Consider the following 16,445-nt stretch of genomic DNA (forward strand, 5'->3'; position numbering starts at 1 on the left):
CTCGGTTGATGACGATCCCGGGTGAAGGTCGGCAGGAACATGACAAATCAACAACAATCGCGCGCGGCGAGCAACGACCTCGATCTCCTCGATCGCTACTGGCGCGCCGCGAACTATCTCTCCGTCGGGCAGATTTATCTCCTGGACAATCCGCTGCTGCGCGAGCCGTTGCGGCCGGAGCACATCAAGCCGCGCTTGCTCGGTCATTGGGGCACGACGCCCGGCCTGAACTTCATTTATGCCCACCTCAACCGCGTCATCCGCGCGCTGGACGTCAGTGTGCTCTATGTCTGCGGTCCCGGCCATGGCGGCCCCGGCATGGTCGCCAACACCTATCTGGAAGGCAGCTACAGCGAGATCTATCCGGACATCGCGCGCGATGCGGACGGATTGCGAAAGCTTTTCAGACAGTTCTCCTTTCCCGGCGGCATTCCGAGCCATGCGGCGCCGGAAACGCCGGGCTCGATCCACGAGGGCGGCGAGCTCGGCTACGCGCTGGTGCACGCCTATGGCGCAGCGTTCGACAATCCCGATCTGATCGTTGCCTGCGTCGTCGGCGACGGCGAGGCCGAGACCGGCCCGCTGGCAGCGTCCTGGCACTCCAACAAGTTCATCAATCCCGCCCATGACGGCGCGGTTCTGCCGATCCTGCATCTCAACGGCTACAAGATCGCCAACCCGACCGTGCTCGGGCGAATGCCCGACAGCGAGATCCGCGATCTCTTCCGTGGGTTCGGCCACGAGCCGCTGTTTGTGGAAGGCGACGATCCCAAATTGATGCACCAGGCCATGGCCGATGCGTTCGATGTCGCGTTCGCCAGCATCCGCTCGATCCAGCAGCACGCCCGGGACGGCAAGAAGAGCGTCGAGCGGCCGCGCTGGCCGATGATCGTGCTGCGCAGCCCGAAGGGCTGGACCGGCCCGAAGGAGGTCGACGGCAAGAAGGTCGAAGGCTTCTGGCGCGCGCATCAGGTTCCCGTTGCGAGCTGCCGCGAGAACCCGGCGCACTTGAAGATCCTCGAAGACTGGATGCGCAGCTACGAGCCGGAAAAACTGTTCGACACGAGCGGCGCGCTCATTCCCGAGCTTCAGGCGCTCGCACCCGACGGCATCCGCCGTATGGGCGCCAATCCGCATGCCAATGGCGGCCTGCTGAAGAAGGAGCTGAAGCTGCCGGACTTCCGCAGCTTTGCACTCGACGTGCCACAGCCCGGCAGCGTCACGGGAGAGGCAACACGCGAGCTCGGCAAATTCCTGCGCGACGTCATCCGCCTCAACGCCGGGGAGCGCAACTTCCGTATCATGGGCCCGGACGAGACCGCCTCAAACCGGCTGGACGCCGTATTCGAGGCGACCGAACGGGCCTGGATGGAGCCGATCGAAGCCTACGACGTGCATCTCGCGCAGGACGGCCGCGTGATGGAGGTCTTGAGCGAGCATCTCTGCCAGGGCTGGCTGGAGGGTTATCTGCTCACCGGACGGCACGGCTTCTTCTCCTGCTACGAGGCCTTCATCCACATTGTCGATTCCATGTTCAACCAGCACGCCAAATGGCTGAAGGTGACGCGACATCTGCCATGGCGGCGTCCGATCGCCTCGCTCAATTATCTCCTGACCTCGCATGTCTGGCGTCAGGACCATAATGGCTTCAGCCATCAGGATCCGGGCTTCGTCGATCTCGTCGCCAACAAGAAGGCCGACATCGTCCGCATCTATTTCCCGCCGGATGCCAACACCCTGCTGTGGATCGCCGACCACTGCCTGCGAACCTACAACCGCATCAACGTCATCGTTGCCGGCAAGCAGCCCGCGCCGCAATGGCTATCGATGCAGGAGGCGGCGACACATTGCGATGCCGGCATCGGCATCTGGACCTGGGCCGGCAACGAGGACGCGAATGGGGAGCCCGACGTGGTGATGGCCTGCGCCGGCGACGTGCCGACACTGGAGACCCTCGCCGCCGTCGACCTGCTGCGCAAGGCGCTGCCGGACCTCAAGATCCGCGTCGTCAACGTCGTCGACCTCATGACGCTGCAACCGAGCGAGCAGCATCCGCACGGCCTGTCCGACCGCGACTTCGACAGCCTGTTCACATCGGACAAGCCCGTGATCTTCGCCTACCACGGCTATCCCTACCTTATCCACCGCCTCACCTATAACCGAACCAACCATGCCGGCATGCATGTGCGCGGCTTTGCCGAGGAAGGCACCACCACGACGCCGTTCGACATGGTCGTGCTCAACGAGCTCGATCGCTATCACCTCGCGATCGAGGCGATCGAGCGCGTGCCGGGGCTTGCGACCAGGGCCGCGCAGGTCAAGCAGCAGTTCCGCGACAGGCTGATCGAGCATGCGCGTTACGTGCGCGAGCACGGCGAGGACATGCCGGAGATTCGCGACTGGGTCTGGCCGGGCAAGACGGGTTGACGTCGTGGCGGCGTCGGTCCTCGTCCTCAATGCAGGCTCGTCGAGCATCAAGTTCGGCCTGTTCGATATCGCAGGAGCCGAGCCTGCCTTGCTCTGCAAGGGCCTGCTCGACGAGCACGAGGCAAAACCCCGGCTCGTCGTGAAGGGCCCCGCGGGCCAAGATCTGTTCGAGACGCAGAGGGACACTGACAGCGGCCATCTGTTCGCCGACGTGCTCGGCTTTATTGACGATCATTTCGAAGGCCGCTTGCGCGCGGTCGGCCATCGCGTGGTCTATGGCGGTCGGGACTATTCCGGCCCGATCGAACTGACGGATGATGTCTACGCAAAGCTGGAGGCGCTGACGCCGCTCGCGCCGCTGCATCAGCCCCGCTGCCTTGAACCCGTTCGCACCATCGGCGCAATCAGGCCCGAGCTGACGCAGATCGCCTGTTTCGATACCGCCTTCCATCACGGCATCACGCCGCCCGCGAGCCGCTTCGCGATCCCGCGGCATTTTGAGGAACGCGGCATCCGGCGCTACGGCTTTCACGGCCTCTCGTTCGAATATGTCGCGGGTCGTCTGGCGGAAATCGCACCTGAGCTCGCCACGAAGCGCACTGTCGTCGCGCATCTCGGCAACGGCGCGAGCCTGTGCGCCCTGCGCGACGGACGCAGCGTCGACACCACGATGGGACTGACGCCGCTCGATGGCCTCGTGATGGGGACGCGAAGCGGCACGATCGATCCCGGCGTGCTGCTCTATCTGCAGCAGCACGAGAAGATGAGTGTCGAAGACGTCCAGCACCTGCTCTATCACCAGTCAGGCTTGCTCGGCGTTTCCGGCATCTCCGCCGACATGCGCACACTGCTTGCGAGCCGCGAGAGTGCTGCACGCGACGCCGTCGATCTCTTCACCTTCCGCGCGGCGCAGGAGATCGCGATGATGGCCAATACGCTCGGTGGTATCGACTCCCTGGTCTTCACCGGCGGCATCGGCGAGCATGCCGGGGAAATCCGCCGCGCGATCGGCGAACGCCTCGCCTGGCTCGGCGTGCGCATCGATGCGGCTGCGAATGATGCCGCGCGCGAGCGGATCGGCAGTGACGACAGTGCCGTCGATGTGTTCGTCATTCCGACCAAGGAGGAACTGACGATCGCACGGCATTGCGCGGTGATGCTACGAGCGAGCTGAGAGACCCGGTCGGCCACTGCCGAAATGATCATGGTGCGCAGAGCAGGTGACTTCGCCATCGCTTCGCGCACCATGTGTCAACCGAGTCGGGCCGCTCAGTACGGAGAGTATCCGCCCGGGCAAACATAGTTTCCGTAAGCGTCATAGCCGCAGCCGCTGCGGTAGTAGGAACCCGCCGCAGCCGCGCCGACCGCAGCGGCCCCAACAGCCGCCGCACCGGCCCCGTAGCGGTACCCGCGATACCCCGCATAAGCACCCCGATAGCCGTAGCGCCCACCGCGCACGGCAACAGCACCGCCCCGGTATCCGCGGGCAGCGACCGCGCCCCCGCGGTAGCCTCCCGCCCGCACGGCACCGCCGTGGAAACCTCCAGCGCGCACGCCGCCGCCGCGACCGCCGCGAGCAGATGCATCATCGGGAGTGAGAGTGACCAGCAGCATGGCTGCGGCCGCCGAAGCGATGAGAACTCGACGCAACATCAGCGTACTCCTTCTTCGAACGAGGAATCCGCGGAACCTGCACATCGCGTTGACCGCGGGTCCGATCGAAGTCTCGTGCGCTGGAGCTTCGCGCCGTTGATTTGGATCAAGCCAAAATGTTCATCTACGTGAACGACTGTTCCTTTTTCACGCCGCCCGCACGAGCGCGCGCAACCGGAACTAGTGCGTCCCGGCAAAGATCTGGACGCACCCAATCACCACCTCGATCAAGATCAGCACCACCACCGCGATTTCGAGCCGGAGGGAGCGCTGGGTGTCGATGATGTCGGTCAGCGCATCCGCCGTCTCCGCAACGACCGTGAGCTTGCGCTCGAGCGTGTCGAGACGCTCCTTCAGCTCGTACTCGTCTTCGAGGCGCGCATAGAGGCGGTCGAGCTGCGGCTTTTCCCAGAGCGCATCGGGCTTCTCGGCGACCGCGACGCGGCCGGCGACGCGCTGCTGGACGAGCAGCGCGTTGCCGATGAGTTGCAGGATGCCCTTGCGCCGCCGCGACGTGCGGCCTTTCTCGGCGAGCTCGCGGGCAAAGGGCTCGATGACATCGAAGACCGCAGCGACGCGTCGCTCATCGCGCGCCAGCGACGTGCTCTTGGCGAGCGTGTCCGCGATCAGCAGCAGCCGTTCGTCGGAAAACTTGGAGAGAGTGATCGGCCCGCCGGGCTGGATCGCCTCGGTGGTCTCGTCCTTGCAGAGCTGTGCCTGCGCGATCTCCTCCTCGAAGGGGCTGAGCTCGCCGGTGACGCGGGACTTCAGGCTATCGAGCAGCACCTTCTCCTCGGAGGGAAGAAGGCCAATCAGCACCACGACGCCGTAGCGGAAGATCACGGCGAGGCCGGCATGGACGCGAAAGGCAGCGGGCGTCGAGGAGACCGCCGGACCGAGTTCGAGCCCCGACGGATTGATGCGTTCGCCCAGCATCACGGCGCGGATCCGCAAGGTCGGCGCGGCGTCCGGCTTCGGCGATGCAGATGTCGCAGACATGGGAAGCTGATCGGCGGTCATTGGACATATCTCGCTTTGCGCAACGGCGGCTGCATGTTCTTCCCGTCCGCACGGGAACAGCGCCGTCACTCCGACGATATCGGCAGAGAAACACCCCGTTTGAAGCTCACCAAACGGAAAATCGCCGAAACATTCGGCAATCTGGCCACCCCGCGGACGACATATTCGACTGCTGCGGGTGGGCGCCGGTTTACCATCGCATGCCGCGCAGCCTGCGAAAAGTTGCACTCGGCACCGCAGCGTGTTTATGACAACATCATAACGAGTTACGCTTCTCCCGAATTGCGGACATCGAAGTCTCAATCATGCTGAGCGTCATCATTCCGACCGAAGGCGTCGAGCAGACCGCGGTCGCAACTCTGGCCGCGCTGGTCCCCGGTGCTGCGGCGGGCGTCATCAAGGAAGTCCTGCTGGTCGACGGCACCCGTAACGGCGTCATCGAGCGCGTTGCCGACGTCGCCGGCTGCCGCTTCGTCGATTGCGAGGGGTCGTCGCAAGGCGCGGCGCTGGCCGCCGGCGCGCGCGAGGCCCGTTCGCCCTGGCTGATGTTCCTCCCCGCCGGCGCGGTGCTCGACACGGGCTGGATCGACGAGACCACCCAGTTCATCCAGGCCGTCGCGGCCAGCGGCCGCGATCGTGCGGCCGTGTTCCGCTATGCCCGTTCACCCTACTCTGATACCGGATTCCGCGACGTCCTGTGGTCCGTGGCGCGCAAGCTGGTCGGCCCCCTCAGCGATCAGGGGCTTTTGATCGCGCGCGATCATTACGACCGGATCGGCGGTTACCTGCCCCAGGCCCGCCGTTCCGAGGCGCGGCTGCTCAGGCGGCTCGGCCGCTCCTCCCGGACCATGCTGCGCAGCCGGATCGTCATGGTTGCGTGAGGCATCAGATACTTGCCAAAGTCAAATAATTATTTGACAATGGCAAGTACTGAGGTGTCCGATGTCAATCGATGGTACCGACGACCAGATCGCAGCGGTTCGCTCCTTCAACCGCTTCTACACCCGCAAGCTCGGTGTGCTCGACCAGCACTTGGGCGAGAGCCCGTTCTCGCTCAGCGAGGCCCGCGTGCTCTATGAGCTCGCGCATCGCGACGACCTCTCGGCGAAAGAGATCGGCAGCGACCTCGGTCTCGACCCCGGCTATCTCAGCCGCATCGTCCAAAGCTTCGACGAGAAGGGGCTGATCACACGAACGCCCCTGCCCGCGGATCGCCGGCAATACCAGCTCAGCCTCACCGCCAAGGGCCGCCAGACCTTTGCCAAGCTGAACCTGGGCTCGCAAAACGAGGTCGCCGCAATGCTGGCCCGGCTTTCGGCCGGCGATGCCACGCGGCTCACGCAGGCGATGGCGACCATTGAGACCGTGCTGGAGCCACGTCAGAACCAGCGCGCTTCCGTCGTGCTACGCAGCCATCGCATCGGCGACATGGGCTGGGTCATCTCCAAGCAAGCGGCCGCCTATGCTGCGGACTACAATTGGGACATCAGCTACGAGGCGCTGATCGCCGAGATCTGCGCCCAATTCATCAAGAACTATGATCCTGCGCGCGAGCACTGTTGGATCGCGGAAGTCGGCGGCGAGCCGGTCGGCTCGGTCTTCCTGGTCAAGGCCACGGACGAGCTCGCCAAGCTGCGGCTGTTGCAGGTGGAGAAGAAAGCGCGGGGGTTAGGTGTCGGCCGCGCGCTGGTCGAGCAATGCATCCAGGGCGCGCGCGAGCGAGGCTACAAGAGGATGACGCTGTGGACGCAGAGCATCCTGGTCGCCGCACGCGGTATCTACAAGAGCGCCGGCTTCGAGCTCGTGAAGGAGGAGAAGCACCACAGCTTCGGTGCGGATCTGGTCGGCGAGACCTGGGAGCGGAATCTGTAGCCGCGCGACGCGCGATGCGGATTGCGGAGTGATGCGCATGAATGTGCCCTCTCCCCTTGCGGGAGAGGGCAGCTCCGCCAGTAGAGGCAGACTCACTGGGGTGAGGGGTATGTCTCCTCGCATTCCGTGCGGATGGATACCCCTCATCCGGCGCCATAGCCGAAGCTTCGCTTCGGCGTTCTTCAAAACGGCGGCCGAAGGCCGCCTATGCCACCTTCTCCCGCAAGGGGAGAAGGGAAAAAAGGAAATTACACCGTCGCGCCCTGCGCCTTCGGCCTTCGCAGATGCTCGTCCAGCCGCGGCATGATCTCGACGAAATTGCAGGGGCGCGTGCGGTAGTCGAGTTGCGCCGCTAAAATGCCGTCCCAGCCGTCGCGGCAGGCACCGGGCGAGCCGGGCAGGCAGAAGATGTAGGTGGCGCCCGCAACGCCGGCCGTGGCGCGGCTCTGGATCGTCGAGGTGCCGATCTTGGCGTGGCTCATCATATGGAACGCGATCGAGAAGCCGTCCATGCGCTTCTCGAACAGCGGCTCGATCGCCTCCGGCGTGACGTCGCGTCCGGTGAAACCGGTGCCACCGGTGGTGATGACGACGTCGACGCCGGCATCCGCGATCCAGCGGCGGATCACAGCGCGGATCGCCTCGACGTCGTCGGTGACGATCTCGCGCGCGGCGAGATGATGGCCCGCCGCAGTGAGGCGATCGGCGAGCGTCTGGCCGGATTTGTCATCGGCAAGCGCGCGCGTGTCGGAGACGGTGAGCACCGCGATGTCGAGCGGGACGAACTGTTTTGACTCGTCGATGGAAGCCATTTGCAACCGCACCTTCTATCCCGACCACCGACGTCAGCCTGAGGTGCGCGCGCAAGCGCGCCTCGAAGGATGAGCCGGGGCCCCGCCATCCTTCGAGGCTCGCCGAAGAGGCGAGCACCTCAGGATGACGCCATTACTACTGGACTCACCGAGGCGCAATTGCGCAACATAGCTCACGCTACGCGCCTCCCGGAGCGGCGACTACTACGCCCCGCCACCGAACGTATTGCACGCCTGCACCGTGCCCTGCTGGTAGCCGGTCATGAACCATTGCTTGCGTTGCGCGGCCGAGCCGTGGGTGAAGGAGTCGGGCACGACGCGGCCCGTGGCCTGGCGCTGCAGCGTATCGTCGCCGATCGCGCTCGCCGTGGTCAGCGCGGCGTCGATGTCTCCGGGCTCGAGGAAGTTCGGACGCTTCTTCGCCTCGCGATTGACCCAGACGCCGGACAGGCAATCGGCCTGCAACTCGACCTTCACCTGGAGCGCGTTGGCCTCGGCCTTGCTGCCGGCCTGCTGCTGCAGCCGCGTCACGCGCGGAATGATGCCGAGCAGGTTCTGGATGTGATGGCCGGCCTCGTGCGCGATGATGTAGGCGGTGGTGAAGTTACACGCGGACTTGCCGGAGCAGCCGCGGAAGCGCGTCTCGACTTCGCGGAAGAAGCTGGTGTCGAGGAAGATGGTGCGGTCCGGCGGGCAATAGAACGGACCCATCGCCGACTGCGCCATGCCGCAGCGGCCGCCATTGGTGGCGTTGCGGAACAGGACGACCTTCGGACCGGTATAGCTCTGACCGCTGGCCTGGAAGATCTCGCTCCAGCGATCGTCGATCTCACCGAGGATGCCGGAGATCATGCTGCCGACCTCGTCGGTCGGCGCGCCGCGCTTGGCCGAGGCCGAGGACGACTGGCGATCGGTCTGATAGCTCGGCGCCTGGCCGCCGCCGGTGAGGATCTCGGCACCGCCGATCAGGATGCGCGGGTCGATGCCAAAGGCATAGCCGATCAGGCCGAGCACGATGATGGTACCGATGCCAAGGCCGCCGCCGCCCATCGGCAGGCCGAACCCGCCGCCGCCTCCACCGCCGCCGAATCCGCCACCACCTTCGTCGCGACGATCCTCGACGTCGTCGCTGCGGCGGAAATCATCGTAGCGCATGGCGGTCTTTCCTCAGGTCGTCGGTTGGCGTCATTTGGGCGCAGAAGCGGGAAAGCTCAACGCGCCACATACGTAAAATTTCCGTTGCCTTTATCAATATCGTGGTCGGCAAAAATTGCCTAGTGCGACAGCATGCGACCGCCAGCAATTTTTTCCGAGGGCCAAGCAATTTTTTCCGAGAGAATTTTGGACTCTTTTGGGCTGCATTGCTGCTCCCGCAACGCGAAGAAGCACGAAATACACTGCAAAACACGGCAAATGCAGATGGTGAGTCACGCGCGTCGCAAGATGAACAATCTGCTCACGAAAGCGGCGGGTTAAGTCGATTTTTACTTTGCCGCTGCAATGTAGCGGTCAGTCGGTTGTTTGGTCCCGCGTCGCCGACAGCGTCGCCTGAGTCAGAGTTCTTGAGTCATGGTAGAGTCGCGTCGCGGGGCGTCTGCAAGGGCGCCCCGCACAAACTTTGAGTCTCCGTCGCATCGCATCATTCTCGGCGATTGCGTCGCCGAGATGTCGAAGCTTCAGGCTGGTAGCGTCGATCTGGTGTTCGCAGATCCGCCCTACAATCTCCAGCTCAAGGGCGATCTCAAGCGCCCTGACGAATCCCATGTCGATGCCGTCAACGACGACTGGGACAAGTTCGATTCATTCTCCGCCTATGACGATTTCACCCGCGCCTGGCTGCTTGCGGCCCGCCGCGCGATGAAGCCGTCGGCGACAATCTGGGTGATCGGCTCCTATCACAACATCTTCCGCGTCGGCGCGATCATGCAGGACCTCGGCTTCTGGCTCCTGAACGACATCGTGTGGCGCAAGTCGAACCCGATGCCGAATTTCCGCGGCCGCCGCTTCACCAACGCGCACGAGACCATGATCTGGGCCGCGCGCGACGAAAAGGCCAAGGGCTACACGTTCAACTACGAGGTGCTGAAGGCGGCGAACGAGGACGTGCAGGCACGGTCCGACTGGCTGATCCCGCTCTGCACCGGCGAAGAACGCCTCAAGGGCGCCGACGGCAAGAAGGTGCATCCGACGCAAAAGCCGGAAGGCCTGCTCGCGCGCGTGCTGCTGTCGTCGTCCAAGCCCGGCGATCTCGTCATCGATCCCTTCAACGGCACCGGCACCACCGGCGCCGTCGCCAAACGCCTCGGCCGCTCTTATATCGGTTTCGAGCGCGACAAGACTTATGCAAAGGCCGCCGAAGCGCGCATCGCCAAGGTCGAGCCGCTGCCGGACGAAAGCCTCGCTCCGTTCATGACCGCGCGCGAAGCGCCGCGCGTCGCGTTCTCCGAGTTGATCGAGCGCGGCATGATCATGCCCGGCACGAAGCTGTTCGACGCCAAGAAGAAGCTCGGCGCGCTGGTCCGTGCCGACGGCGCCATCATGTTCGGCGACAAGGTCGGCTCGATCCACCGCATCGGGGCCGTGGCGCAAGGCGCGCAGGCCTGCAACGGCTGGACCTTCTGGCACGTCGAGACCAAGAAGGGTCTCAAGCTGATCGATGAGCTCCGCGCCGAGATCCGCGCGGGGATGGGGGCGGAGTAGATCCTCGCCGTCGTCATTCCCGGGGCGCGCGCAAGGCGCGCGAGCTATGATGCGCAATTGCGCATCTGAGAATCCATCGAACCACAGCCTATGCCGCCCAATGGATTCCGGGCTCGCGCCAAGAGGCGCGCCCCGGAATGACAGCGGCGGCAGTTGAAACCCGCCCCCGCCAGGACTAGATTCGCCCGATCAGCCGTCCTGACCGGTTTGCTCCCATGCGACGACAGTCCGAGACATTGCTGCTGGTGCCGCTGCTGCCGATCTTCCTGCTCGGCATGTTTCCGATGTTCCTGATCGCCCTGCTCGGATTTTTCGGCCTCGCGCTGTTCGGCGTGCTGGTGATTTGCGTCGGGCTCGCCAGCAGCAACGAAGCGCACGACAATTTCAATCACGACGTCATCGTGCACGGCTATGCGCGCGGATCGGAGCGCGCGGCGCGGGCGTCCGACATGCATCTCGCGGCGCGCCTCGGCTTGCGACTGGAGGCGGTCGGCGCCGCGATGGTTGTTACGGCCGCGATCGGGCTTTGTTACGCCGGCTGATCTGCGTGGCGCGCAGATACCGCACGGCAAACTCGCCGGTTGCTCTCCCGCGACGGGTTCGGGCAAGAGAAGGGCGCCAGCGGCACTTACGCCGCGTTCGCTCTCGGCCAACCAACCCTTGCCAACCCTCGGGGAGATGATCGATGCTCAAATTCTATTTCAACGGCTCGCCGAACCCGACCAAGGTCGCGCTCTATCTCGAGGAGTCCGGCCTGCCCTACGAGCCGGTGAAGATCGACACCCGCACGGGCGAGCAATTCACGCCGGAATTCCTGAAGATCAATCCGAACGGCAAGGTGCCGGCGATCGACGATGGCGGCACGATCGTCTTCGACAGCAACGCCATCCTGCTCTATCTCGCCGAGAAGACCGGCAAGTTCCTGCCTGCCGCCAATGTGCGCGGCGAGATGCTGTCCTGGCTGATGTTCATCGCCACCGGCGTCGGGCCGTATTCGGGCCAGGCCGTGCACTTCAAGCATTTCGCGCCGAAGGACCAGAACCACGACTACGCCCATAACCGCTACCAGTACGAGACCGACCGCCACTACAAGATCCTCGACGGTCACCTCCAAGGCCGCCGCTACATGGTCGGCGACAGCTATTCGATCGTCGACATGGCGCTGTGGGGCTGGGCGCGGATGGTGCCGTTCAAGCTCGGCGACAACGCCTTCGCGCGCTACCCGAACGTCAAGCGTCTGGTGGATGAGATCTCGGCACGCCCCGCGGCGGCGCGCGCGATCGCGCTGAAGGACAAGTTCACCTTCAAGGCGGAGATGGACGACGAGGCGCGCGGCAACATGTTCAAGCACATGACGACCAGGGTCGCCTGACCGTCCACGCTTTCAACGCAGGTCCACGCACATGCGCGTGGACCTTTGCTTTTTGGGAGATCCGCGCCGATCAGGCGGCGTGGACCGAGTTCAGGAACTTGCTGACTTCGAGCTTGAGGCGGTTGCTGTCCGAAGACAGCGAGCGCGCCGCCGAGAGCACCTGCGAGGAGGCCGAGCCGGTCTCGGAGGCGCCGCGCTGCACGTCGCCGATATTGGACGACACCCGCTGCGTACCATGGGCCGCCTGCTGGACGTTGCGGGAAATCTCCTGCGTCGCCGCACCCTGCTCTTCCACGGCAGCGGCAACCGCCGACGAGATTTCCGACAGACGTTCGATGGTGCCGCTGATCTCCCTGATGGCACCGACCGACTGCTCGGTGGCGACCTGGATGCTCGAAATCTGCTGGCCGATCTCGCCGGTCGCTTTCGCGGTCTGCTCGGCCAGCGCCTTCACCTCGGAGGCGACCACGGCAAAGCCGCGGCCCGCTTCGCCCGCGCGCGCGGCCTCGATGGTCGCATTCAGCGCCAGGAGGTTGGTTTGGCCTGCGATCGTGTTGATCAGCTCGACCACATCGCCGATGCGGGCGGCCGCCTTGGAGAGCTCGCCGACGCGTTCGTTGGTCCGGCTCGCCTGGCCGACGGCCTCGCCGGCGATGCGCGCCGATTCCTGCACCTGGCGCGCGATCTCGCTGACCGAGGAGGACAGTTCCTCGGTCGCCGAGGCAACCGCCTGCACGTTGGCCGAGGCCTCCTGCGAGGCACTGGCCACCTCGGTGGACAGATCCTGGGCGCGCGAGGCGGTCGTGGTCAGTGTTCCGGCGGATGCTTCGAGCTCGTTCGACGCCGACGACACCGTGTTCACGATCTCGCCGACGGCGCGCTCGAACTGGTTGGCGAGGTTTCTCATATCCGCCTTGCGGCTCTCGGCCTGCCGGGCCTCGACCTCGACCTGCTCGTGGCGCAGGCGCTCGGTCTCCACCATGCTCTCCTTGAACACCTGGATCGCCTTGGCCATGTCACCGATCTCATCGCGATTGCCGCGGCCGGGGATCTCGACCTTGAGATCGCCGCTCGCGAGCCTGCCCATCGCGCGGGTCATAACGGTCAACGGTCCGGCGATGCTGCGGCCGATCAGGAAGGCGACGAGGGCGCCGAAGAGAACGGCGAGACCGCCCGCCATCTGTTGAATCCACGTCGTGCTGGCGATGACGCCGTCTGCGGCCGCGCGCGATTTCTGGTAGTCGGCCTTCAATCCGGTTTCCGCCACCTTGAGCTTGTCGACGCTGTCGCTGATCAGCGGCGCGATCTCGTTGCGGTAGATTTCATCGGCCTGGAGGATTGCGGCGGAGGTCGTCTCGAAGGCGCCCTTGTAGGCCGCAAGTGAACTCTTCACCGGCCCGAACGCGGCCTTGACCTCGTCCGGCAGACCGGCCTCCCCGAGTGACTTAAGCGCTTGCTGCGCCCGGTCAACATTGGTCCTGAAGGTCGCCGGCCCCTTTGCATCCCGAACGGCGAGAAAGCGCCAGTTTGCGACACGAACCAGCAGGATCTTGGATTCGAGATCGGCGACGGGAGCGAGCACGCTGGTATCGCCGGTTTCGCGGGCGGCGTCGACCAGCTTGCCGGTGTTGGCGGTCAGTTGGTCGCCGCCAGTCAAGAGAACGGCCTTGCCTTTCGTCGTCTCGTTGACCGCGGCGCCCATGCGTTCGCGCTGGGCCTTCATCTTTCCGATGTCGCCGACCATGCCGTTGTAGATCTTGAGCCGCTCCTCCGAGATCGTCGACTGGGCTGCGGCCCTCAGCAGCTCGACCGTGGCGGCCTCCCGCTCCGCAGCTTCCTTGAAGGCGGGCTCGTTGGCATCATAGATGTAGCGCAGGTTCGCGCGCCTGAGCGCCTGGAGGTTGATCGAGATTTCCTGGACGCGCGCCGTATTGTCCGAGAGCGTGGACAGTCGCGTCATCTGGGCCTGGACGGCCCACAGATTCCAGACTGCGACCACGGCCATGATCAAGCCCATGGCCACCAGAAGCGAAAACCCGGCGTAAAGACGACCCCGGATCTTCAAACGCAAGCTCGGCATCTTCGTTGTCCATCCATTGAAAGAGAAACGGAGCAACCGAACGCTTCTCCAGACTGCACGAACACATCGATGCAATCAAATCAGGCTTCGTGCTGCGTCGTCACACAATGGGGAACAATCGTTAATTGACGTTGTATTTTACCGGCGTTGAATACGGATAAGTCACCGCAAGATCGATGAGAGCGACGATCCGCCGGCAAGTTTGCAATCAACCGCACAGGAATTGCGCAGCCTCCACTCGCTGCATACAGCAGACCACCGTTGCGGCCTGATTGCGCTACATCATCAACGGATCCACGCGCATGCGCGTGTATCCTTGCTTTCGAATCGCTTGTTCTTGAAGTGACCCCGAAGGTCAGGCGGCGTGGACCGATTCCAGGAATTTTGCGACTTCCTGCTTCAGGCGGCTGCTATCTGAAGACAGCGAACGTGCCGCCGACAGCACCTGCGAAGAGGCCGAGCCGGTCTCGGAGGCGCCGCGCTGGACGTCGCCGATATTGGTCGAGACACGCTGGGTGCCGTGCGCCGCCTGCTGGACGTTGCGCGAGATCTCCTGCGTCGCCGCGCCCTGCTGCTCCACCGCAGCGGCAACCGTCGAGGAGATTTCCGACAGCCGCTCGATGGTGCCGCTGATCTCCCTGATGGCGCCGACCGATTGCTCGGTGGCGGCCTGGATGCTGGAGATCTGCTGGCCGATCTCACCGGTTGCTTTCGCGGTCTGCTCGGCAAGCGCCTTCACCTCGGAAGCGACCACCGCAAAGCCGCGGCCGGCATCGCCCGCGCGCGCGGCCTCGATGGTGGCGTTGAGCGCGAGCAGGTTGGTCTGGCCGGCGATGGTGTTGATCAGCTCGACCACGTCGCCGATGCGGGCGGCCGCCTTGGACAGCTCGCCGACGCGCTCGTTGGTCCGGCTCGCCTGGCCGACGGCCTCGCCGGCGATGCGCGCCGATTCCTGCACCTGGCGGGCGATCTCGCTGACCGAGGAGGAGAGCTGCTCGGTCGCCGAGGCAACCGCCTGCACGTTGGCCGAGGCCTCCTGCGAGGCGCTGGCAACTTCGGTCGACAGATCCTGGGCCCGCGAGGCAGTCGTGGTCAGCGTGCCGGCCGACGCTTCGAGCTCGTTCGATGCCGACGACACGGTGTCGACGATCTCGCCGACCGCCTGCTCGAACTGGTCGGCGAGACGGACCATATCCTTCTTGCGGCTCTCGGCCTGCCGCGCCTCGATCTCGGTCTGCTCGTGGCGCAGGCGCTCGGTCTCGACCATGTTGTCCTTGAACACCTCGATCGCCTTGGCCATGTCGCCGATCTCGTCTTGCTTGCCGCGGCCGGGAATCTCGACCGCGAGATCGCCGCCGGCGAGCAGCCCCATCGCGCGCGTCATCGAGGTCAGCGGGCCGACGATACTGCGGGCGATCAGGAAGGCGACGATCAATCCGAACAGCGTGGCAAGGCCGCCCGCGATCTCCTGCACGGTCGTGGTGCCGTCGATCACGGCCTCGGCCTGGCTGCGCGAATCCTTGTAGTCCTTTTTGAGGGCGGCTTCGGCGACCTTGAGCTTGCCGATGCTCTCGACGATGAGGGGTGCGAGATTCTTGTGGTAGATCTCGTCGGCCTGGAGCATCGCCGCCGACGTGGTTTCGAACGCGGATTTGTAGATTCCAAGCGAGGTCTTCACCGGCGCGAGCGTGGTGCGCAATTCGGTTGCCTGCGGGCTCTTCTCGAGCGCCGCGAGCCGCTGCGAGGCCCGGTCCACATTGGTCCTGAAATTGGCGGGACCCTTGGTGTCGCGCAGGGCCAGGAAGCGCCAGTTCGCGATCTGGACGAGCAGCAGCCTGGATTCGAGGTCCGCGACCAGGGACGCGGTGTCCTCGTCGACGGCTGCGCGCGCCATGTCGCTCAGCTTGTTCATCTTGACGGTCAGTTCGTCGCCGCTCGGCAGCAGCGTCGCCTTGCCCGTCCGCGCCTCGTTGACGGCATCGCCGAGATTGTCGCGCAGGCTTTTCATCTTGGCGATGTCGGCGATCAGATCGTTGTAGAGCCTGCGCCGCTCCTCGGAGACCGTTCCCTTGGCGCCGACCTGCAGCAGCTCTGTCGCCGCCGCCTCGCGCTCGGAGGCCTCCTTCATCGCAGCTTCATTGGCGTCGTAGATGTAGCGCAAATTGGCGCGCTGGATTGCCTGAAGGTGGGTCGAGATCTCCAGAACCCGCGCGGTGCTGTCCGAAAACGCCGAGGCTTTTGCGACCTGGTCCTGCACGGACCGCAAATTCCAGATGGCGATCACCGCCATCACAAGACCAACCGCCACCAAGGCCATGAAGCCGGCATAGAGACGGCCCCTGATCCGCAAACGAAAGCTCGGCATTCCCACTATCCACCCAGATGCATGTGACTTCGGATGGACGCACAACTCCGGCGATCGTCACGGCCACCCCGGCAGCCGCGCGTCACGCCAGGCACGACTCACGCTGCACCGCGACACAATGCGGGACACTTGTTAATTGAACCT

The 16,445-nt window shown here is 64.6% G+C and carries 12 protein-coding genes; 7 read left to right on the plus strand and 5 right to left on the minus strand.

Going from position 1 to position 16,445, the window contains the following annotated elements; genetic code table 11:
• Positions 1-39 precede the first annotated feature (39 nt).
• Both RAD16_RS19575 and RAD16_RS19580 read left to right on the plus strand, forming a co-directional pair.
• Positions 40-2,427 (plus strand): phosphoketolase family protein, encoded by a 2,388-nt coding sequence (locus tag RAD16_RS19575; RefSeq protein ID WP_458159534.1) that lies wholly within the window; start codon positions 40-42, stop codon positions 2,425-2,427.
• A 4-nt stretch (positions 2,428-2,431) separates the two neighbouring features.
• The gene (locus tag RAD16_RS19580) at positions 2,432-3,601 is read left to right on the plus strand and encodes an acetate/propionate family kinase (protein WP_458159535.1); all 1,170 of its coding nucleotides are present in this window, start codon (positions 2,432-2,434) and stop codon (positions 3,599-3,601) included.
• Positions 3,602-4,260: 659 nt separating this feature from the next.
• On the opposite strand, the gene RAD16_RS19585 is transcribed toward RAD16_RS19580, so the two are convergent.
• A complete protein-coding gene (locus RAD16_RS19585; protein ID WP_458159536.1) occupies positions 4,261-5,100 on the minus strand; it encodes an RMD1 family protein in 840 nt (279 codons plus the stop codon).
• Positions 5,101-5,405: 305 nt separating this feature from the next.
• Between RAD16_RS19585 and RAD16_RS19590 the strand changes: the two genes are divergently transcribed.
• Together RAD16_RS19590 and RAD16_RS19595 are read left to right on the plus strand one after the other, a co-directional pair.
• A complete protein-coding gene (locus RAD16_RS19590) occupies positions 5,406-5,981 on the plus strand; it encodes a glycosyl transferase (RefSeq protein ID WP_458159537.1) in 576 nt (191 codons plus the stop codon).
• 61 nt (positions 5,982-6,042) lie between these two features.
• Positions 6,043-6,972 (plus strand): bifunctional helix-turn-helix transcriptional regulator/GNAT family N-acetyltransferase, encoded by a 930-nt coding sequence (locus RAD16_RS19595; RefSeq protein ID WP_458159538.1) that lies wholly within the window; start codon positions 6,043-6,045, stop codon positions 6,970-6,972.
• A gap of 248 nt (positions 6,973-7,220) precedes the next feature.
• On the opposite strand, the gene moaB is transcribed toward RAD16_RS19595, so the two are convergent.
• Both moaB and ypfJ read right to left on the minus strand, forming a co-directional pair.
• Positions 7,221-7,784 (minus strand): molybdenum cofactor biosynthesis protein B, encoded by a 564-nt coding sequence (gene moaB / locus RAD16_RS19600; protein WP_458159539.1) that lies wholly within the window; start codon positions 7,782-7,784, stop codon positions 7,221-7,223.
• 204 nt (positions 7,785-7,988) lie between these two features.
• A complete protein-coding gene (gene ypfJ / locus RAD16_RS19605; protein ID WP_458159540.1) occupies positions 7,989-8,939 on the minus strand; it encodes a KPN_02809 family neutral zinc metallopeptidase in 951 nt (316 codons plus the stop codon).
• A gap of 414 nt (positions 8,940-9,353) precedes the next feature.
• On the opposite strand from ypfJ, the gene RAD16_RS19610 reads away from it, so the two are divergent.
• From RAD16_RS19610 to RAD16_RS19620, 3 genes are all read left to right on the plus strand, one after another.
• Positions 9,354-10,484 (plus strand): DNA methyltransferase, encoded by a 1,131-nt coding sequence (locus RAD16_RS19610; RefSeq protein WP_458159541.1) that lies wholly within the window; start codon positions 9,354-9,356, stop codon positions 10,482-10,484.
• Positions 10,485-10,699: 215 nt separating this feature from the next.
• A complete protein-coding gene (locus RAD16_RS19615) occupies positions 10,700-11,026 on the plus strand; it encodes a hypothetical protein (RefSeq protein WP_458159542.1) in 327 nt (108 codons plus the stop codon).
• Positions 11,027-11,169: 143 nt separating this feature from the next.
• Complete coding sequence (locus tag RAD16_RS19620) at positions 11,170-11,856, plus strand: glutathione S-transferase family protein (RefSeq protein ID WP_458159543.1); 687 nt, start codon at positions 11,170-11,172, stop codon at positions 11,854-11,856.
• A gap of 70 nt (positions 11,857-11,926) precedes the next feature.
• On the opposite strand, the gene RAD16_RS19625 is transcribed toward RAD16_RS19620, so the two are convergent.
• A complete protein-coding gene (locus RAD16_RS19625) occupies positions 11,927-13,936 on the minus strand; it encodes a HAMP domain-containing methyl-accepting chemotaxis protein (protein ID WP_458159544.1) in 2,010 nt (669 codons plus the stop codon).
• Between the two features lie 355 nt (positions 13,937-14,291).
• Entirely contained in the window at positions 14,292-16,301 is a 2,010-nt protein-coding gene (locus tag RAD16_RS19630) for a HAMP domain-containing methyl-accepting chemotaxis protein (RefSeq protein WP_458159545.1), read from the minus strand.
• Between the last annotated feature and the right edge of the window lie 144 nt (positions 16,302-16,445).

This window comes from Bradyrhizobium sp. 18BD (assembly GCF_054185225.1).